Genomic DNA, 19,042 nt, shown 5'->3' on the forward strand with positions numbered 1-19,042 from the left:
GAGTCCGGCATAGCGCGGCTTTTTTTCTGCCCGGCTCATCTGTGTGGGCAAGGAATTTTATGGACAACAACGCGCATACATTCAAGACCTATTGGTCAGGCCAGGTTCCGTTCATCGCGTCCTTTGCAGTGCAACAATTGCGCCTATGGGTCAGCACTAATCCCTGGTTTTCCGGGCATGAGCACAGCGCCTGGTTCGAACTGCCTCGCGAAACCCTGGACAGCCTTCAAGCGGACTACCAGGTTCAATGGGGTCAACTCGGCCAAAAACTGCTGACCGGTCAACCCTTCAGCTTCGACGATCGACGTTTCGCCAGCGGCAACTGGAGCGAGCCACTGTTCGGCTCTCTCGCTGCGTTTTACCTGCTCAACTCCAGCTTTCTCCTGAAACTGCTCGACATGCTGCTGATCGACGAGAAGAAAGCGCGCCAACGCCTGCGCTACCTGGTGGAGCAAGCCATCGCCGCCAGCGCGCCCAGCAACTTTCTGGCCAGCAACCCCGATGCGCTCCAGCGTGTGGTTGAGACTCAAGGTGCCAGCCTGATCACAGGTATGCAGCATCTGGCCAGCGACATGAACGAAGGCAAAATGCGCCAGTGTGATAGCGGTGCCTTCAAGGTTGGCGTCGATCTGGCCAGCACCCCCGGCGAAATCGTCTTCGAGAATCACCTCTTCCAGCTCATTCAGTACTACCCACAAAGCGAAACCCAGTACCGGCACCCGGTATTCGTCGTACCGCCGTCGATCAACAAGTACTACATCCTTGATCTGCGCCCGGACAACTCGATGGTCCGCCACCTGCTGGAACAGGGACACCCTGTATTCCTGATATCCTGGCGCAACTTTGACCAGGAACACGCAGGCACCACCTGGGAAGACCTGATTGAGCACGGGGTGATCGACGCCCTGCAAGTGACCCGCGAGATCAGTGGCCAGCAGCGACTCAATTGCGTGGGTTTCTGCATCGGCGGCACCCTGTTGAGCACTGCGTTGGCCGTACTGGCTGCACGCGGCGACCGAGAGATCGCCAGCGTGAGCCTGTTCACCACGTTCCTTGATTACCAGGATACCGGTCCCATCGACATATTCGTCGACGAAGAACTGGTGGCCTACCGCGAGCGCACCATCGGCGGCGTGAATGGCCCCATCGGTCTGTTTCGTGGCGAAGACATGGGCAATACCTTCTCCCTGCTGCGCCCCAACGAATTGTGGTGGAACTACAACGTCGACAAATACCTCAAGGGGCAAAAACCGATTCCTCTTGATCTGCTGTTCTGGAATAACGACAGCACCAACCTTCCGGGCCCGATGTACTGCTGGTACCTGCGCCACACCTATTTGCAGAACGACCTGAAATCAGGAGAGCTGGAGTGCTGCGGGACCAAGGTGGATCTGCGTGCGATTGACGCCCCTGCTTACATCCTCGCCACCCATGACGACCATATCGTGCCCTGGAGAAGCGCCTACGCCAGCACCAACCTGCTCTCCGGGACCAAGCGCTTTGTACTGGGCGCGTCCGGGCATATCGCCGGCGTCATCAATCCGCCTGCCAAGCAGAAACGCCATTACTGGACCAACAATCGGGTCACAAAAAACCCGGACACCTGGTTCAAGAATGCCGAACAGCAACCCGGCAGCTGGTGGAATGACTGGTTCAACTGGCTGGCCGGACACGCCGGAGAGCGCCAGCCCTCGGTGCTGCACGCCGGGAATGCCAAGTACCCGGCGCTGGAGAAGGCGCCAGGCCGTTATGTGATGCAATAAAAGACTGCGTTGAGCCGGCCCCGAATTTGTCTCGCAAGTGACAGGTTCGAGGGCCGTTTCTACGTCTTTGTGAACCGGGCACGGTAGTCACTCGGGGTAACGCCCAAGAGACAAAAAACAAAGATACGATCACTGTCATTCATCAAGGCGCAGCTCCTGGCCCAGGGGGCGACTGCAGATCGAACCAGTCCAATATGGGTTGTCGGGCTGGATGCAGGGCACCACCGGACTGTAGCCACAGGGTATAGACGCCAGAGGTTTTCAGAGCCGGGCCGAAGGGAATTATCAAGTCGCCACGGTTGATTAATTCTTGCGCCAGAGTACGGTCAGTCATGGCAATCCCCAGGCCGCGCGCAGCGGCATCAAGGGCCAGTTCGTCCAGATTGAAGGTGATGTGTTTGCAGTTGCCGGACAACTCCCTGCCCCGCGCTTTTAACCACGTTGCCCATTCCTGTTGTCCGGTTGAACCGTGGATCAGTGGATACTTTTCGAGTTCGTCCAATGAGGTCGGTGGTGACTTTCCATTCACCGAAGCCTGCGCAACGACCCGGCGATCTATCCGGCGCCCGAGGTCATGAGCACCTTGTTCCCATTGAAGGCAATGCAACCCAAGGTCATGCGGCAAGTCACGCGGTTATGGACCAAAGTAACCAGTGGACTATGAGTTGATGTCGCGCAGGGCTGTCACCTGAAATACCCGTGATGCGCCATTGCCGAGCAATCCAGAAAGAGCGTGTGACCCACGCTCTTTTTCGCCAAGGACCGTCAGAGGAATATCCATCGATCAGTCATGTGATGGGTTCAGCGAATGCCTGCCAGACACCTTTCGAGGATATCCAGCCCCTCATTCAACACCACCGGTTCGATGGTCAGCGGCGCCAGAAGGCGGATGATGTGCCGCGACTTGCCGCTCGGCATCAGTAGCAAACCGCTGTTTCTTGCGGCTTCCAGCAAGGCGGCCAACTGCGCCGTCGCGGGATGGCCTTCGGCGGTGATCAATTCGATACCGCGCATGGCGCCCACGCCCGTCAGGCGTCCCAGGTAAGGCGAGAGTTTTTGTTCACGCCAACGCTCATAACGACTGACGATAATGCTTTCCTGCATCTCGCCCCATGCAGAGAGATTCGCATCGCTCATTTCATCCAGCGTCGCCAGCCCCGCTGCACAGGCGATCGGGTTACCCGAATAGGTACCCCCCAGGCCGCCTTTGGGTAACGTATCCATGAGGGCTTTTCGTCCGACGACCGCTCCCAGCGGCATGCCGCCGGCAATACTTTTTCCCAACAGCAGCAAGTCCGGCTCGATCCCCAGGCGACTGAATGCAAAGCGTTGTCCGGTACGACCAAAGCCCGACTGAATTTCATCGATGACCAGAACAATGCCCTTCTCGTCGCAGAGCTTGCGCAATGCCTGGGCGAATTCGATATCCAGCGCCAGGAAGCCGCCCTCGCCCTGCACCGGCTCGACAATGAAACAGGCCACTTCATCGATATCGATTTCCACGCTCAATAGCCGGTCCAAGGCCTTTAGTGTGTCCTGGGCGGTGACACCTGTGTCTTTGCCCGGATAAGGCAAATGGTAAACGGGACCGGGCAAGACACCGACCTTCTGCTTGTAGGGCGCGACTTTGCCGTTGAGATTGAGGGTGGCCAGGGTACGCCCGTGGAATGCGCCGTCGAAGGCAATCACCGCCGTGCGGCCGGTATGCGCGCGGACGATTTTCAAGGCATTTTCCGCAGCTTCGGCACCGCTGTTGGTCAACATCCCGCCGAGTGCATAGCTCACCGGCACAAATGCCGCCAGCCGCTCCATAAACTGTTCATAGGGTTGATGGGGGGCCGCATTGAAAGCGTAGTGAGTCAATCGGGTGGCTTGCTCCCGAATGGCGTCGACAATGCGCGGGTGGCAATGGCCCAGGTTCAACACACCGATACCACCGACAAAATCGATGTAACGCTTGCCGTTCACGTCCCAGACTTCGGCATTTTTGCCGTGACTCAGGCTGATCGGATGAACGAAGGAAATAGAGCTGCTGATAGAGGCACAGGCCATGGCCGGTCATCCTGCTGACAATGAGAGTGCCCTCTATGTAAGCGGTGATCGAGCGGTCCCCACAAGCGAAATAAACTCTCCGGGTTATTCCCCGGATTCGGGATGTGCAAAACCCTGAGACTACGTTTACCGCAACACCGCCTCCCCGGCCTGCGGCATCAGACGCAGGTTATCCAGCGCATCGCCCGCACGGTTGCAATACGCCGATGTCTCAATCTGCAGAAAACCTCTCACGACTGTTCGTCAGATGTAACCACATCGCCGCTCGGGCGGCGTCCGGGTCCTGCTTTTTGATGGCATTGAGAATGGCTTCGTGCTCAAGATTGGCAAGGTGTCCGAGCCTGGCCAGGTCGGCTCCGCCACGCTCAGTGGCGTTCACCCGAGTTCTGGGAATCATGGAACTCCCCAAATACTGCATGATTTCGGTAAAGCAGGTATTACCTGTGGCCTGGGCAATGAGTAAATGAAAGCGCTGGTCCGCTTCGACACAGCTGTCGTTATTGGCCAATAAACGCTGATAGTCATCCAGTGCTTTACGCATCTGCGACAACTGTTTCGGGCTGCGACGCGTTGCGGCCAGGGCTGCCGCCTGGGTTTCGAGGCCCATGCGCAACTCCAGAATGTTGCGCACACTCATGGCGGTATCGACATTCAGTCGCAAGCCCTGCTCGGGTAAGCGCTCAAGCACAAAAGTGCCGATGCCGTGGCGAGTCTCCACCAAACCGGAGGCTTGCAATTTCGAGATCGCCTCACGCACTACCGTACGACTGACACCCTGCTCGCGAACAATCGCATTTTCTGCGGGAAGCTTTTGCCCGGGTTTGATTTGGCCCAGCAAAATGCTTTGGGTAAGCACCGTAACCAATTCATGGGCAAGATTGTGGGAGCGCTTGCGAGCAGGTGCATCAGGGGTATTTTGCATAATGATCATCCGCAAATCCGGGCTATCGAATCGTAACACCTTGCCGGTTTTGTGTTGCGCGCCTTCCATATCTGTCATGAAACGGCGCATCAAAAACCGATCAATGTTGTATGACAACACTCAACAAAAGGCCTGTAACCCGACACTTTTTGGGCTCTCCCTCAGAAAATCTTCGTTTCGAACCCAGTAAAATCAGAACCTCGACAAAACTCTATAGAACCTCATCCATCGCCTATATTAGGGGTTACACAGCACTTTTAGCGAGTTTGAATGCATAAAAAACGGCAATTTTAGAACGACAAAATCAACTTTCCTGGCTTGTGATGGAAAAATCTCAGTTGTATGATGTCTATCAACAAAAATCGCACCTCTCCTAACAAAAACCGCGAAGCAGGCTGACTCACCATGAATCCACAAGCACTTCATACCCTCCTTTCTGCAGGCCTACTGTCCTCCCCTGTCACCGATTTCGATACCGCCCCTTAGGCACCCGCCTGACACTTAATTCAGTCGTACCCCGCATAAAAATAACGAGTGGGAGATCAGATTGTGAGCACATCCAATTCCAAGGTGAGTGACGGCGCAGATCCGGCGTTGCTTTCGGCTGTTGCGAAAGTAAAGCGTCATGTCCTGCCCCTGTTTGTCATCATGTTTATCGTTAACTACATTGACCGAGTGAATATCGGCTTCGTGCGTTCGTACATGGAGCACGATCTTGGCATCGGTGCCGCAGCCTACGGCTTCGGTGCCGGCTTGTTCTTCATCGCTTACGCGCTGTTCGAAGTCCCTTCCAACATACTCCTGCAAAAAGTCGGCGCCCGTATCTGGCTGACCCGCATCATGCTGACCTGGGGCATTGTCGCCGCCTGCATGGCGTTCATTCAGAACGAAACCCACTTCTACATTCTGCGATTCCTCCTGGGTGTTGCCGAAGCAGGCTTCTTCCCCGGCGTGATCTATTACTTCACCCGCTGGTTGCCCGGTGTGGAGCGCGGTAAAGCGATCGCAATCTTTCTCAGCGGCTCGGCGTTTGCCTCTCTGATTTCCGGCCCCTTGTCCGGGTTGCTGCTGCAAATCAATGGTTTTGGCATGCACGGCTGGCAGTGGATGTACTTCATTGAAGGGTTGTTTTCGGTGGTGCTGTGCGTCTTCGTCTGGTTCTGGCTTGATTCCAGACCCCACGATGCCAAATGGCTGACCCGCGCCGAGCAGGATGCACTGGTCAATGCCATTGATGCAGAACAACTGGCGCGCGAAGCAGCAACGCCGATCAAACCGTCGTTGGGCAAACTGCTCAAGGATCGCCAGATCATTGTGTTCTGTCTGATCTACTTCTTCATCCAGCTGACCATCTATGCCGCGACATTCTGGTTGCCGAGCATCATCAAGAAGATGGGCGATCTCAGCGACGTCCAGGTCGGGCTGTTCAATTCGATTCCGTGGCTGCTGTCCATCGTCGGCATGTACGCCTTCGCCTCGCTATCGGCCAAGTGGAAGCACCAGCAAGCCTGGGTCGCCGTTGCACTGTTGATTGCCGCTGTGGGGATGTTCATGTCCACCACCGGAGGACCGATCTTCGCCTTCGTTGCCATTTGCTTTGCGGCTTTGGGTTTCAAGTCGGCGTCGTCGCTGTTCTGGCCGATTCCACAGGCGTATCTGGATGCACGAATCGCCGCCGGTGTGATCGCGCTGATCAACTCGGTCGGCAATCTCGGTGGCTTTGTTGCACCGACGACTTTTGGATTGCTGGAAGAACGCACCGGCTCGATCCAGGGTGGTTTGTACGGCCTGGCCGCGACATCCATTATCGCCGCGATCATCGTCTTCGCCGCGCGTAACAAGCCTAAAGGCGCACCGGCTGTCGCGACAGCAAACCAACACCAACCTAGCCACTCCTGATAAGGACGGGGTCGAGCGCCATGGCCGATCAACGCCAGGCTGCGGCCCCGGATCAAACGAATACGAATGTACAGGATAACGAAATGAACCCCTCGAACGCTCAAGACGCAGGCAAAGCCCCGGTTATTACCAGCATGCAGATCATCCCGGTGGCGGGTCACGATGGCATGCTGCTCAACCTCAGCGGCGCCCACGGTCCGTTCTTCACCCGCAACATCGTCATCCTCAAGGACAATGCCGGTCACACCGGTGTCGGCGAAGTGCCTGGTGGCGAGCGCATCCGCCAGACCCTCGAAGATGCCCGCTCACTGGTGGTCGGCAACAGCATTGGCACCTACCAGAAAATCTTGAACAACGTGCGCCAGGCCTTTGCCGAACGTGACGCTGGTGGCCGCGGTTTGCAGACCTTCGACCTTCGCATCACCATCCATGCCGTCACCGGCCTAGAAGCCGCCCTCCTCGACCTGCTGGGTCAACACCTGGACGTACCGGTCGCAGCCCTGCTTGGTGAAGGCCAGCAGCGCGATGAAGTGAAAATGCTCGGTTATCTGTTTTATGTCGGTGATCGCAATCAGACCGACCTGGCCTACCGAAGCGAACCGGATGCGGATAACGACTGGTTCCGCGTGCGCCATGAACAAGCCATGACTGCCGAGTCCGTAGTGCGTCTGGCCGAAGCGGCTCATGCCCGTTATGGCTTCAAGGACTTCAAGCTCAAGGGCGGCGTGTTAAGCGGTGATGAAGAAATCCAGGCCGTTACCGCCCTGGCCGAGCGCTTCCCCGACGCGCGCATCACGCTGGACCCCAATGGCGCCTGGTCGCTGAAAGAAGCCATCCGCCTATGCCGCGATCAACATCATGTGCTGGCTTACGCTGAAGATCCCTGTGGCGCAGAGAACGGCTTTTCCGGTCGAGAAGTCATGGCTGAGTTCCGTCGTGCGACCGGCATGAAAACAGCGACCAACATGATCGCCACCGACTGGCGCGAAATGGGCCATGCGATCCAGCTGCAATCGGTGGACATCCCGCTGGCCGACCCGCACTTCTGGACCATGCAGGGTTCGGTCCGGGTGGCACAGATGTGTAACGAATGGGGTCTGACCTGGGGCTCGCACTCCAACAATCACTTCGACATCTCATTGGCGATGTTCACCCACGTGGCCGCTGCTGCGCCGGGTGAAATCACCGCCATCGACACTCACTGGATCTGGCAGGACGGTCAACGACTGACCAAAGCACCGCTGCAAATAGTCGATGGCTGCGTGCAAGTTCCAAAAAAACCAGGGCTGGGTGTCGAGCTGGATATGGATCAAGTCGCCAAGGCTCACGAGCTGTACAAAGGCATGGGGCTCGGCGCGCGGGACGACAGCGTTGCCATGCAGTTTCTGATCCCTGGCTGGAAATTCAACAACAAACAGCCGTGCCTGGTGCGCTGAACCCGTACCACTGCTCCAACTCCTGTAGCAGCTGCCGAGCCTGCGAGGCTGCGTTCGAGGACGCAGTCCTCGCAAATCCTGTGCACGCGGTTTACCTGGAAGAACGTGTTGCCTGATTTTACGACCGCTTCGCGGCCGGACGCAGCCTCGCAGGCTCGGCAGCTGCTACGGGCGTAGCCCTTCACCGTATTTCAAGTTGTGTAGACACCTATGCCCTGGCCATTCAACTGACCTAAGGGCACCCTGTCCCCTGCTGTTTCGACCAGGTGCGCGCGGCGCCGGCAATGATGCTCGCCAGTTGCCCGATGGCCTGCTGATGGGCCGACACCAGATCCTGCACCTGCGGGCCGGCGGGTTGGCGGATGACGCTGCTGCACGTCAGGCTACGACGCTTTTCGCCATCGCCGCGCAGGCTGATGCTCCAGACCACATCGATCAAGGCGTACTGGCCCGGCAGTGAGTCGAAACGCCGGACGTCGGTTTGCAGCGAGAGTGTCGGGAGCCCCGGGGTCTTGGGTAAGCCTGCCTGTTCCCGGACACCCAGCTTGAGCTCCATCTGGTCGGCCAGGGCGTCATGGAATTCGTCGGCCAGTGGTGCGCTCCAGCGCGAGGTTTCGAGGATCGCCAAGGCTGCGCTGCCCTGGCGAACAACCACTTGTGGCTGGTCGACCTGGACCGGTATGCGCACTGGCTGCATCTCGAACTGGAAGGCTGGCGCGGCGATATTCGTGCGTGCAGTGCTATCCGTCGCCGTCTGCACCAGCGTGTAGTAGTGGGTCGGCGCCGAGCTGCAGGCGGCCAGGCCCACTGTGGCGAAAATGGCCAGGGAACGAAGAGTCATGGTGTTCATTGCTGGTCAATGTCCCGAGAGGATGAAGTCGACGATTTATAGCTATCGGGCTGGTTGTCTTTGAGGCGCCCGCGGATCAGTGCCTCGGGATGCCGGCCCAGGAAATCGGTCAGCACCCGCACCGAACGAGCAGTACGCTGGACTTCTTCCATCGTCTGACCCAACTGCTGGCGCTGCGGAGAGTCTTCGGAAATGCTGTCATTGGCCGAGGCCATGGTTTTTCTGGTCTCCACCAGGGTATCGCGCATTTGCGGCAGCACTTCACCATTGACCTTTGTCAGGGTTTTCTGCAGCTCGCCAAGGCTACCGTTGAGGTTGGCAGCAATCTGGTCGATCGGCAGTTTGCTGATCTTGTCGACCACGTTTTGCAGTTGCTCCTGAAGTTTATCCAGGCTGCCCGGTATCGTCGGAATATCCATCGGCCGTGCCGTCACGTCGAACGTCACCGGTTTTGCATGAGGCTCGAAATCCAGAGCGATGAAGAGTTGCCCGGTGAGCAGGTTACCGGTTCGAGCCTGCGCCCTGAGCCCGCGCGCGACTAACTCGGCCATCAATTGCGCACTTTTGGTTTCATCTTCCGCGCCCCGCAGTTTCAACATTTTTTCATGGGCCTTACCCAGCCTGGTTGGGTAAATCACGGCGCCAATAATGGTCGGAAAGTCTTTCTTGTCCTCGTCATAATCCAGGTCAACCGAGACCACCCGGCCCAGGTTCACCCCGTGAAACTCCACCGGCGCGTTGACCACCAGGCCGCGCAAGGGTTGATCGAAGCGCATACGGATGTAGCGTGGCTCGCCATCGGCTGGCGCCATGGCGGTGTCCTGATCATTGAAGAGGGTAAATTTGGCATGCTCTTCGGCCTGCTGGGGATTGGGGCTGTATTTGGGCTCAACGAACGCGATGCCCCCCGCCAGAATCGATGCCACCGATTCGGTGTTCACCTTCAGGCCATCGGCGCCCAGGCTGACATTGACGCCGCTGGCGTTCCAGAAGCGCGTATCGCTAGTCACGAACTGGTCGTTCGGGGCATGGACAAAGATCTGCACTTCGACGCCTTTACCGTCCTCGGACAGTTGATAGGACACCACCTCGCCAACCGGAATGCGGCGGTAATAGACGTTGGAGCCGATATCCAGCGAGCCAAGGTTGTCGGTGCGCAAGGTATAACGCTTGCCCTTCTGACCGTAGGTAATGGGCGGTGGGGTTTCCAGGCCGACAAAGTTATCTTTGGTGTTGTCCGATTCGCCGGCATCGGCCCCGATAAAGGCGCCGGACAACAGCGTATCGATCCCGGAGACACCGTTGGCGCCGATGCGCGGGCGCACCACCCAGAAGCGCGAGTCATCGGTCGCAAACGACTTGGCTGAAGCATCCAGGTCGATAGTGGTCTCGACGTGACTGCGGTCGTCTGCCAGGGCAATCGAGGTCACTTTGCCGATTACCACGTTCTTGTATTTGACCTGGGTCTTGTTGACTTCCAGCCCTTCGGCAGTCAGAAAACTCACAGTGATCTGCGGCCCCGCTTGCCTGGCGTTATGCACCACCATCGACAACCCCACCAGCGCCGCGACAATCGGCACCAGCCAAACCAGGGAGACGTTGAAACGCCGACGCTTGATCTCAGGGGTACCCGGAGCAGGTGTATCGGAGGAACTTGGGTGATCAGGCATCTTCAACCTCTGCGTCCCAGATAAGCCTGGGATCAAAACTCATGGCAGCGAACATCGTCAGTACCACCACCAAACCAAAAAATAGAATGCCCATCCGTGGATCGATGGTGCTGAGCGAGCGAAACTGCACCAGGGCGGCGATCAGGGCCACCACCAGCACGTCGAGCATGGACCAGTAACCCACCACTTCGACCAGCCGATACAATTTGGCCCGCTCACGCATGGCCCAGCGACTGCGGCGCTGACAGGTAATCAGCAGCGTGCCCAGTACCAGAAACTTCATGCACGGCACCGCCACGCTGGCGATGAAAATAACCAGCGCCAGGTCCCACTCGCCTGCGTGCCAGAACTCCATGATCCCGCTGAAGATGGTGTTTTCACTGCCACTGCCAAAGATGTTGGTGTACATCACCGGCATCACATTGGCCGGGATGTAGCAAATCATGCTGGCCAACAGCAGTGCCCAGGTACGGGCCAGGCTATTGGGCTTGCGTCGATGCACAGTGGCGTCGCAGCGAAAGCAACGCGCGTCCGCCAATGGGCAAACCTGGCCGCAGGTATGACACAAGACCAGATTCATTTCGCTGGCATAGGGCGGCAGGCTCATGGAATCACCCCCTCCAGGTCTTTCCACAGCCTGCGGATGCCTTTACCCGAGATCAGGATGATCAGCACAGTCAGCATCGCCAGCGCCCACAGCCCGAGACCTGGATGCACATCGAGCATGCCGGCCAGCTTGATGATCGCCACCAGAATCCCCAGCAAACACACTTCGAGCATGCTCCAGGGGCGCAGCTGTTCCAGGGACCGCATACAGACCTTGAAGCCCGGAGCCGCGCGCCCGAGCAGGGCAAAACCGAGTACCCAGCACAACAAGATGATTTGCAGCATTGGCGCAAGGATGATCGTCAGCCCCGCCACTGCCGCCATCACGCTGATTTGTCCCTGCGCCAGGGCTTCCACCGACTGCCACAGCGTCGCCTGGTTACTCAGGCCTTGCAGGCTGATGGATATGACCGGAAAGGCGTTGGCGAAGACGAACAGCAGCGCCGCGCTGATGGACAGCGCGAGGAGTTGTTGAATGCTGAGCTGGCCACCACGGTCCAGAATGGCCGAGCAACGGACGCAACGTGCGGTCTCACCTTTGGCCAAGGCTACGGGCTTGTACACCGAGTCGCAGTGCTCGCAGATGATCCAGGCTGGGGAAGATGTCATGGGCTCGACCGAGGTGCATTGAGGATCTATAGGTTTAATGTGCCATTGTCCTTGGGGAGCCAAATTATCATAGACCCGATTGATATCGAAAAGCCGTTAACTCTTTTGTTGCCGCCGCCTAGTGGCCTGTACGGCTGGTTCGTTAGCTCAAATTCGGATGCCGGCGGCCCAGAGCCAAGGCGCTGTGACGAGTCATAGCCCGCTATGGCGAGGAACAGCAACGCAGGATATGGGCTGCTGGCACCGAAGTTGACTAACAGAACCAGCCGTACAGGCCACTAAAGCTGCGCTAACGTGATCAACCACAACCACTCACACATTATTAACGCGAGCGAGCCTGAATGATCCTCTTCCTGCTACCTCAAGCCGACTACGATCCCACCGAAAGCAGCGTGCCCTGGCAGGCACTGCGCCAAGCCGGCATTGACGTGTGTTTCTCCACTCCCCATGGCTTGCCCGCCTATGCGGACCCGCGGCTGGTCGCCATTGGCTTCGGTCCGCTGAACCCGTTTCTGATGACACGTAACGCCGATCTTCAGCACTACCAATCCATGATCACTGACGATGGGTTCCGCAAACCCATGGCCTACGCCGATGTCGACCCCACCCGATTCGAAGGGCTGGTGATTCCCGGCGGCCATGCCGTCGGCATGCGCAGCTTGCTGGAGTCGGAACAGGCCAGGCGCATCGCCCTGCACTTCTTCAAAGCGAACAAACCGGTCGCCGCCGTCTGCCACGGGGTGGTGGTGCTGGCCCGTACTCTGGACCCTGACTCCGGTCTATCGGTATTGCACAGACGCAAGGCTACTGCACTGTTGAAAAGCATGGAACTGCTGGCCTGGGCGGTTACCGCCCCGTTGCTCGGCCGCTACTACCGCACGTATCCACAGACGGTCGAGGAGGAAGTCAAAGCCGAACTGGCCAGCCCCGACGACTTTATGTCCGGGCCGCTGCTGCCGCTACGCGATTCGGCAGCGCAGCCGCACCGCGGCTTCGTGGTCCGCGATGGCAATCTACTGACGGCACGCTGGCCGGGCGATTGCCACCGGTTTGCGGGTGAGTTGGTGACGATGCTGGAACAAGCCCGAGTTGCAGTTTCGCAACCAACTACAGACGATCCAACGTCGGTGTCGCCATAAGCGCACTGGATACGGCGCGAGCATCGCCGGTATCACTCACGCCCCTTGCGTATCTGGCCTTTACACCACCGATAAGCAATGTGTCGCCGTTCACCCCCAATCAACAGCGTTTTGCGCTGTAACCGGCCATGAACACCACACAAACAAACGACGTCTTTGCATAAGAATTTCGGGGCTGTCCGCACAGTGCCCCCCTGGATCTGGCTGATGCCATTTGCACCGGTGCCTGGGCCTCTCCTTATCTTGAATGGAAGACTCGATATGCCTCGTTTCATGCTCAGCACGCTGACGCTCGCTCTGGCTTTGACGACAATGATGCCGGTGGTCCACGCTGCGCCCTTGCTCGATCCCGCCCCGGAACACCCACGCGCCGATAGTCGATCGAACCAGGCCAATACCTGGCTGGAGATCGATCAGGCCGCCTTCGAAGCAAACATCACCAAACTCCAGCAACGGCTGGCGGGCAAAAGCCAGATGTGCGCCGTGATGAAAGCCGACGCCTATGGTAATGGCATCGCTCTACTGATCCCTTCCGCCATCAGGATGGGCGTCACCTGTATCGGGGTGGCAAGCAACGAGGAGGCGCGTGTTGCACGGGCAAAAGGCTTCAAGGGCCGTCTGATGCGTTTGCGCAGCGCCACCGTTGGCGAAGTGGAAAATGCTTTGCGCTACAACATCGAAGAACTGGTCGGCAACCTGGACGTTGCACGCCAGCTCAACGAACTGGCCACGCGCAAAGGCGTGAAACTGCCTGTACACCTGGCGCTGAATTCGGCGGGCATGAGCCGCAACGGCCTGGAAATGAGCACTGCCCAGGGGCAACAACAGGCAGTGGATCTGACTCGGCTGGATCACCTGAATATCGTCGGGATCATGACCCACTTCCCGGTGGAAGAACGAGAGGATGTACTGCGGGGCCTGGCCAGCTTCAAGGAGCAGTCAGGCTGGCTGATCGAGCACGCCGGACTGGACCGTAGCCGGATCACCCTGCACTGCGCCAATACCTTTACCACCCTTGAGGTGCCTGAGGGTTGGCTGGACATGGTTCGCCCAGGGGCCGCGCTTTATGGCTACCCGGTGGGCGGGCATAACGAGTTTCAGCGGGTCATGCAGTTCAAGTCGCGGGTTGCGGCGGTAAACGCCTACCCGGCGGGCAGCACCATCAGCTACGACCGAACCTTTACCCTGAGCAAAGACTCCTTGATCGCCAACATACCGGCCGGTTACTCCGATGGGTATCGACGAGCATTTTCCAACAAGGCCTCCGTGCTGATTCACGGTCAGCGCGCCCCGGTGATCGGCAAGGTCACCATGAACACGCTGATGGTCGACGTCAGTGGCATCCAGGGCGTCAAGGCGGGAGATGAAGTCGTTCTGTATGGCAAACAGGGTGATGAAGAAATTACCCAGACCGAACTGGAAACCATAAACGGCGCCTTGTTGGCGGACCTCTACACGATCTGGGGCAACTCAAACCCGAAAATACTCAAGAGCCGATAGCCGCCGGTAAACGCTACACAGGTGCGAACCTGAAGCCTCGCCGCGGCACTGGCGAGGCGACAAAACCAATCATCCAGATGTGTGGCCGGTAACCGACCACCAGCGCGGCAGCAATTGCCGGACCCTGGACTCGGCAAAACGGTCATCGATCAACATCACCACCCCATGGTCCTGCTGGGTTCGGATCACCCTTCCGGCGGCCTGCACAACCTTCTGTACGCCAGGAAACAGGTAGGTGTAGTCATAGCCGGCGCCAAAGATCGCGGCCATGCGCTGCTTCAGTTGTTCATTAACCGGATTCAGCTGGGCCAACCCCAGGGTAGCGATAAACGCGCCGATCAGCCGTGCGCCCGGCAAGTCGATACCTTCGCCGAACGCCCCGCCCAGCACGGCAAAACCGATTCCCTGGCTGTTCATCGTGAACTGCTCGAGGAAGGCCTGGCGCTGCCCTTCGTCCATGCCCCGCGACTGTGACCAGAGGCCAATGTGCGGGTGCTTATCGGCCAACAGCTGCGCCACTTGCTGCAAGTAATCGAAGCTGCTGAAGAACGCCAGGTAGTTGCCCGGGCGTTGCTCGAACTGAGTAGCGATCAATTCGACGATGGGCGCAAGCGATGCCTGCCGGTGTACGAAGCGCGTGGATATCTGGCTGACAATGTGCACCTCCAGTTGGTCGGCGGTGAACGGTGATTCGACATCAATCCATACGGTGTTCGCCGGCAGGCCCAGCAAATCCGCATAGTAATGTTGCGGACTCAGGGTCGCGGAAAACAGTACGCTGCTGCGGGCCGCCGTGAGCCGTGGCCGGATGAAACCGGCGGGCACTACATTGCGCAAACAGAGCTGCGACACACTGCGTCTGGCGTTGAGGTCACGCTTGCTCACATCGAACAGGAACTGCTCATCGAACAGCTCGGCGACCCGGGAAAATTGCAGCGCCTCGAAATAGAACCCCTGCAGAGCGCTGTCCAGGCCCTGGGGATGGTCGTTGAGGTAATCGCCAATGGCCGAGACGCATAGCGAAAGCGCTTGAAGGAGTTTCCCCGGCGCCTGGGCGTAGGCCTGATAGGGGCGAATCTGCTCTTTGTGCAGGGCATTCCATTCGCGGTTCAGTCGTTGCAAGGATTTCTTCAACGGCTCTGGCGCATTATTGCGCACGCTGTTCAGAGTGGATTGATCGAGGCTTGCGCTGTACATCTGTCTGCCGCGCTCGACCAGGTTGTGGGCCTCGTCAACCAGAACCGAAACCCGCCACTGGTTGAGTTGGGCAAGACCAAACAGCAAGGCGCTGAAGTCAAAATAGTAGTTATAGTCGGCAACCACCACATCGGCCCAGCGGGCCATCTCCTGACTCAGGTAGTACGGGCAGACCTCATGCCTGCGCGCGATATCCCGCAGGCTGCTCTGATCCCATAACCGCACCTGCGCGGCCTCTTCCCGGGCCGCGGGCAGACGATCATAGAACCCCTTCGCCAAGGGACAGGATTCACCGTGGCAGGCTTTGTCCAGGTGTTCGCAGGTCTTGTCTCGCGCCACCAGTTCAAGCACTCGCAGCGGCAGATCGGGTGCGCTGTCGTAGATAACCCGGGCGGCATCGAGCGCGAGTTTGCGGCCCGGCGTCTTGGCGGTCAGGAAAAACACCTTGTCCAGTTGCTGCGGCGCCAGCGCCTTGAGCATCGGGAACAGCGTGCCGACGGTCTTGCCGATGCCGGTCGGTGCCTGGGCCATCAGGCAGCGACCGGTGCTTACCGCCTTGAAGACCGACTCGGCCAGGTTGCGTTGCCCCGGGCGAAAGTCGGTGTGGGGAAAACACAACCGCTGCGCCCCCTGATTCCGCTCGTCGCGGTGGGTCATCTCCTGCCCGGCCCACTGCAAAAACAAACCGCAGTGACGATTGAAAAAAAACTCCAGCCCGGCGGCGCTCCAGGCTTCAACGAACCGGGTTTCCTTTTCGCTGACGATATCGAAATACACCAGCGCCAGGCTGATCTCGGGCAGCTGCAATTTCTGGCACATCAACCAGCCATAGATTTTTGCCTGAGCCCAATGCAGCTCACGATGATTGGCCGGCATAGCACTCAGGTCGCCGCGATAGGTTTTCACTTCTTCGAGCTGATTCTGGTTGGGGTCATAGCCGTCCGCCCTACCCCTGACTCGCAATTGCTGGTACTGCCCCTGCAGCGCAACTTCGGTTTGATAACCCTCGTGACGTCGCGAGGCGACAGTGCGGTGGCCGACAATGCCTTCCAGCGCTGTGGGAGACGGGGTAAAGCGCAAGTCGAGATCGCCGACCTTGGCCGTGAATTCACATAAGGCGCGTACCGCGATGCTGTAGCTCACGCGTCCGGCTCCGCCCATTGCACATAACAGACGGCCACCGGCATCTGATGCTGATGACAGAACTCCAGCCAGCGCAGTTGGTTGTCTTGCAGGCGATCCCCCGGGCCTTTGACTTCGATCATGCGGTAGGTCTTTTGCTGCGGCCAGAACTGGATCAGGTCGGGCATGCCGGAACGGTTGGCCTTGATGTCCAGCAGCAAGCGATTGAACCAGTGTTTGAGGTGCTCGGCCGGCAGACAATCAAGGGCCTGCTCGAGCAAGTCATCGGTCAAGACGCCCCAGAACACGAAAGGCGACTGCACCCCCGATTTGCTGGCGTAACGAGTGCGGATGGTCTGTGTGTAACGGCCATCATCCAATTCTGCCAGGCAGGCCTGAAACAGCTCGGCGCGCCGTGAATGAAAATCCTCGTTGAGCAGGTCGACCGGCCCGCGTTGAAACGGGTGAAAAAACGCCCCCGGCAACGGCGCGAATATCGCCGGCCAACAGAGCAGCCCGAACAAGGAGTTGATCAGGCTGTTCTCGACATAGTGCACCGGCGCCAACTCCTCGGCGAGATGCGCCTGAACATGGAGTTCGACCGATAACGCCGGATCGGTTCTCGGCAAGCGAAGATCGAGCCGCAATGTATCCCGAGCGACCGCCCGAGGCATGGGCGGGCCACCGAGCTTGCGTCGCAGCCTTGGCAGGACTCGCAGCAGTTGCTGTTGTTCTGCGGCATTTTCCGGACATTGCCCGGCCTGGCTGGCGAGTGTCATTGCCAGTGAGTAGTCACCGCTGCGCTCTAGCACACGGATCAAGCGCAGCCGCGCGCCGGGATAAGCGCAGGCGCGATAGATTGTCAGGGCTGCCGGCAGATCGGCGATTCGCTCGCAGTGCTGGCCTATCTGGAACAGCAGCCTGGCGCGGCGCCTTTCAAGCCAGGGGTTGGCTGTGTCCAGGGCATTGATGTGCTCAAGTACCTCGTTCAATGGCTCACCGGCTTCGAAACGCCCCTGACAATCGTGCAGGTAGAGAAAATCATCCACGTCTTCACGACTGCGCAAACCACGGGATTCGGAGCAAAATTCGACTTTTTCGTAGGTGAAGACGCCCAGGTCCGCCAATACGAATTCCGACCAGTCCTGATACAGGTTGCCGAAGAACATTAGCCGCAGCCGATCGCAAAGGCCCATGATGGTCAAGGTGAGGAGTTGATCGTCCAGGGTCGGACACCATTGGCTGAATGTGTGCGCTTCGCTGAACTGCTCGCTCAAAGACGCAAGCCAATCGGTTTTTTTTGCCTTGGGTTGATCGATCGCGGCTTTGAAGCACTGGAGAATTTCCGGTTTCTGCAAGACATCGAACAGTTCTTCGATCGTCAGCGACGCGTGCTCATCGACCCAACCCAGACGCCGCAACGGTGCAACCGCCGGCTCAATCTCACCGATTTCCTGGTAATGCAGTTTGCCCGCTCGAAAGCGCACGCCTTTGCGCATCACCATTCTGACGAGCAACGCCTGGGACGCTTGGGGTAGATGACCGAAGTCGAGAATGAACTGCTGCTCTTCAGCGCTCAGCACGTCGGCATAACGTTGCTCAAGCCAGGCGAGAACTTGCACGAAGTTGTTCAGGTAATAGAACGGATTGTCGAGCGGGTTGGAAGTCACGGATCAAGCGCGCCACATGAATGGGATACTGGTTATGCATACAGATACCAGCTCAGCCCCGGCGCTTGCAAACGGTATTGGATAAGCGGCCGGGCGTCGGACTTTTTTCTTGCCGGTACGAACTTTCTTTCAGTTAGTCACACCAACGCGGACAGCACTGCCTTCATGACTCGCTTGAGTGGAGGTGATCAAGTGCCTTTTGAACGAGAGGTTTATGCATGAACGTTAGAATCCTGGGTCTGCCGCTGGCAGTAGCGGCACTTCTGGCATTGGGCGGCTGCGCCTCGCCGACGGTCGTGACCCTGCACAATGGCACCCAGTACTTGACCAAAGAAACGCCGAAAACCAGGGATGGCTTTTACGAATTCGAAGACATCTCGGGTAAGCGGGTGAAGATCAAGGCGGATGATGTCGTCACCGTTCGCCATGAAGACTGAATCCTGAAACCTGCGGGTGCCCCGAAAAGATCGTCCTGACGCGGCCCGAGCCTATCGGCAGCGCTTATAGAACTAAAATTAACTAATTGAAATATATAGTTTTTTTGTAGGAGCAGCCGATCGACGCTCGATTGCTCCCGATGGCGATGGCGATCTCAAGGATGCCATCG

General features: G+C 58.2%; 15 protein-coding genes. 6 read left to right on the plus strand and 9 right to left on the minus strand.

Annotation, left to right across the window (positions count from 1 at the left end; all coding sequences use genetic code 11):
• Nucleotides 1-59 precede the first annotated feature (59 nt).
• A complete protein-coding gene (gene phaC, locus AC07VR_RS06770) occupies nucleotides 60-1,763 on the plus strand; it encodes a class I poly(R)-hydroxyalkanoic acid synthase (protein ID WP_495010786.1) in 1,704 nt (567 codons plus the stop codon).
• A 142-nt stretch (nucleotides 1,764-1,905) separates the two neighbouring features.
• Here phaC and AC07VR_RS06775 read toward each other — a convergent pair whose 3' ends face one another.
• From AC07VR_RS06775 to AC07VR_RS06785, 3 genes are all read right to left on the minus strand, one after another.
• Nucleotides 1,906-2,292 (minus strand): LysR substrate-binding domain-containing protein, encoded by a 387-nt coding sequence (locus tag AC07VR_RS06775; protein ID WP_495010787.1) that lies wholly within the window; start codon nucleotides 2,290-2,292, stop codon nucleotides 1,906-1,908.
• A gap of 272 nt (nucleotides 2,293-2,564) precedes the next feature.
• A complete protein-coding gene (locus AC07VR_RS06780) occupies nucleotides 2,565-3,815 on the minus strand; it encodes a 2-aminoadipate transaminase (RefSeq protein ID WP_495010788.1) in 1,251 nt (416 codons plus the stop codon).
• A 211-nt stretch (nucleotides 3,816-4,026) separates the two neighbouring features.
• Nucleotides 4,027-4,737, minus strand: a complete 711-nt coding sequence (locus AC07VR_RS06785; protein ID WP_494994959.1) for a FadR/GntR family transcriptional regulator — start codon at nucleotides 4,735-4,737, stop codon at nucleotides 4,027-4,029.
• Between the two features lie 570 nt (nucleotides 4,738-5,307).
• Between AC07VR_RS06785 and AC07VR_RS06790 the strand changes: the two genes are divergently transcribed.
• Complete coding sequence (locus AC07VR_RS06790; protein WP_495010927.1) at nucleotides 5,308-6,636, plus strand: MFS transporter; 1,329 nt, start codon at nucleotides 5,308-5,310, stop codon at nucleotides 6,634-6,636.
• An 83-nt stretch (nucleotides 6,637-6,719) separates the two neighbouring features.
• Nucleotides 6,720-8,072, plus strand: a complete 1,353-nt coding sequence (gudD, locus tag AC07VR_RS06795; protein ID WP_495010789.1) for a glucarate dehydratase — start codon at nucleotides 6,720-6,722, stop codon at nucleotides 8,070-8,072.
• Between the two features lie 232 nt (nucleotides 8,073-8,304).
• Here the strand turns inward: gudD and AC07VR_RS06800 are convergent, their stop codons facing one another.
• The 4 genes from AC07VR_RS06800 to AC07VR_RS06815 are packed head-to-tail and all read right to left on the minus strand — an operon-like array spanning nucleotide 8,305 to nucleotide 11,807.
• Nucleotides 8,305-8,913 carry a PqiC family protein gene (locus AC07VR_RS06800; RefSeq protein ID WP_495010790.1) on the minus strand — a complete coding sequence of 203 codons (609 nt, stop codon included), beginning with the start codon at nucleotides 8,911-8,913 and terminating at the stop codon, nucleotides 8,305-8,307.
• Nucleotides 8,914-8,918: 5 nt separating this feature from the next.
• Nucleotides 8,919-10,592 carry a PqiB family protein gene (locus tag AC07VR_RS06805; protein WP_495010791.1) on the minus strand — a complete coding sequence of 558 codons (1,674 nt, stop codon included), beginning with the start codon at nucleotides 10,590-10,592 and terminating at the stop codon, nucleotides 8,919-8,921.
• A complete protein-coding gene (locus tag AC07VR_RS06810; protein ID WP_494994925.1) occupies nucleotides 10,585-11,199 on the minus strand; it encodes a paraquat-inducible protein A in 615 nt (204 codons plus the stop codon). Before AC07VR_RS06810 ends, AC07VR_RS06805 begins: the two co-directional genes overlap by 8 nt.
• Complete coding sequence (locus AC07VR_RS06815; RefSeq protein WP_494994924.1) at nucleotides 11,196-11,807, minus strand: paraquat-inducible protein A; 612 nt, start codon at nucleotides 11,805-11,807, stop codon at nucleotides 11,196-11,198. Before AC07VR_RS06815 ends, AC07VR_RS06810 begins: the two co-directional genes overlap by 4 nt.
• Nucleotides 11,808-12,148: 341 nt before the next feature.
• On the opposite strand from AC07VR_RS06815, the gene AC07VR_RS06820 reads away from it, so the two are divergent.
• Both AC07VR_RS06820 and alr read left to right on the plus strand, forming a co-directional pair.
• Entirely contained in the window at nucleotides 12,149-12,946 is a 798-nt protein-coding gene (locus AC07VR_RS06820; RefSeq protein WP_494994923.1) for a DJ-1/PfpI family protein, read from the plus strand.
• A gap of 261 nt (nucleotides 12,947-13,207) precedes the next feature.
• A complete protein-coding gene (gene alr / locus AC07VR_RS06825) occupies nucleotides 13,208-14,446 on the plus strand; it encodes an alanine racemase (protein ID WP_495010792.1) in 1,239 nt (412 codons plus the stop codon).
• Between the two features lie 69 nt (nucleotides 14,447-14,515).
• Here the strand turns inward: alr and AC07VR_RS06830 are convergent, their stop codons facing one another.
• Complete coding sequence (locus tag AC07VR_RS06830) at nucleotides 14,516-16,786, minus strand: ATP-dependent DNA helicase (protein ID WP_495010793.1); 2,271 nt, start codon at nucleotides 16,784-16,786, stop codon at nucleotides 14,516-14,518.
• Nucleotides 16,783-18,435, minus strand: coding sequence for a VRR-NUC domain-containing protein (locus AC07VR_RS06835; RefSeq protein WP_495010794.1), 1,653 nt, complete (start codon nucleotides 18,433-18,435; stop codon nucleotides 16,783-16,785). Before AC07VR_RS06835 ends, AC07VR_RS06830 begins: the two co-directional genes overlap by 4 nt.
• 218 nt (nucleotides 18,436-18,653) lie before the next feature.
• Between AC07VR_RS06835 and AC07VR_RS06840 the strand changes: the two genes are divergently transcribed.
• Entirely contained in the window at nucleotides 18,654-18,872 is a 219-nt protein-coding gene (locus tag AC07VR_RS06840) for a YgdI/YgdR family lipoprotein (protein WP_495010795.1), read from the plus strand.
• Nucleotides 18,873-19,042: the final 170 nt, after the last annotated feature.

Source organism: Pseudomonas sp. GW821-FHT02H09, assembly GCF_059421425.1.

What these genes read in the sequence shown, in the direction of transcription:
- phaC (WP_495010786.1), top strand. Translation starts at nt 60, where the DNA reads ATGGACAACAACGCGCATACATTCAAGACCTATTGGTCAGGCCAGGTT.
- AC07VR_RS06780 (WP_495010788.1), bottom strand. Translation starts at nt 3,815, where the DNA reads ATGGCCTGTGCCTCTATCAGCAGCTCTATTTCCTTCGTTCATCCGATC.
- AC07VR_RS06785 (WP_494994959.1), bottom strand. Translation starts at nt 4,737, where the DNA reads ATGCAAAATACCCCTGATGCACCTGCTCGCAAGCGCTCCCACAATCTT.
- gudD (WP_495010789.1), top strand. Translation starts at nt 6,720, where the DNA reads ATGAACCCCTCGAACGCTCAAGACGCAGGCAAAGCCCCGGTTATTACC.
- AC07VR_RS06800 (WP_495010790.1), bottom strand. Translation starts at nt 8,913, where the DNA reads ATGACTCTTCGTTCCCTGGCCATTTTCGCCACAGTGGGCCTGGCCGCC.
- AC07VR_RS06805 (WP_495010791.1), bottom strand. Translation starts at nt 10,592, where the DNA reads ATGCCTGATCACCCAAGTTCCTCCGATACACCTGCTCCGGGTACCCCT.
- AC07VR_RS06810 (WP_494994925.1), bottom strand. Translation starts at nt 11,199, where the DNA reads ATGAGCCTGCCGCCCTATGCCAGCGAAATGAATCTGGTCTTGTGTCAT.
- AC07VR_RS06815 (WP_494994924.1), bottom strand. Translation starts at nt 11,807, where the DNA reads ATGACATCTTCCCCAGCCTGGATCATCTGCGAGCACTGCGACTCGGTG.
- AC07VR_RS06820 (WP_494994923.1), top strand. Translation starts at nt 12,149, where the DNA reads ATGATCCTCTTCCTGCTACCTCAAGCCGACTACGATCCCACCGAAAGC.
- alr (WP_495010792.1), top strand. Translation starts at nt 13,208, where the DNA reads ATGCCTCGTTTCATGCTCAGCACGCTGACGCTCGCTCTGGCTTTGACG.
- AC07VR_RS06840 (WP_495010795.1), top strand. Translation starts at nt 18,654, where the DNA reads ATGAACGTTAGAATCCTGGGTCTGCCGCTGGCAGTAGCGGCACTTCTG.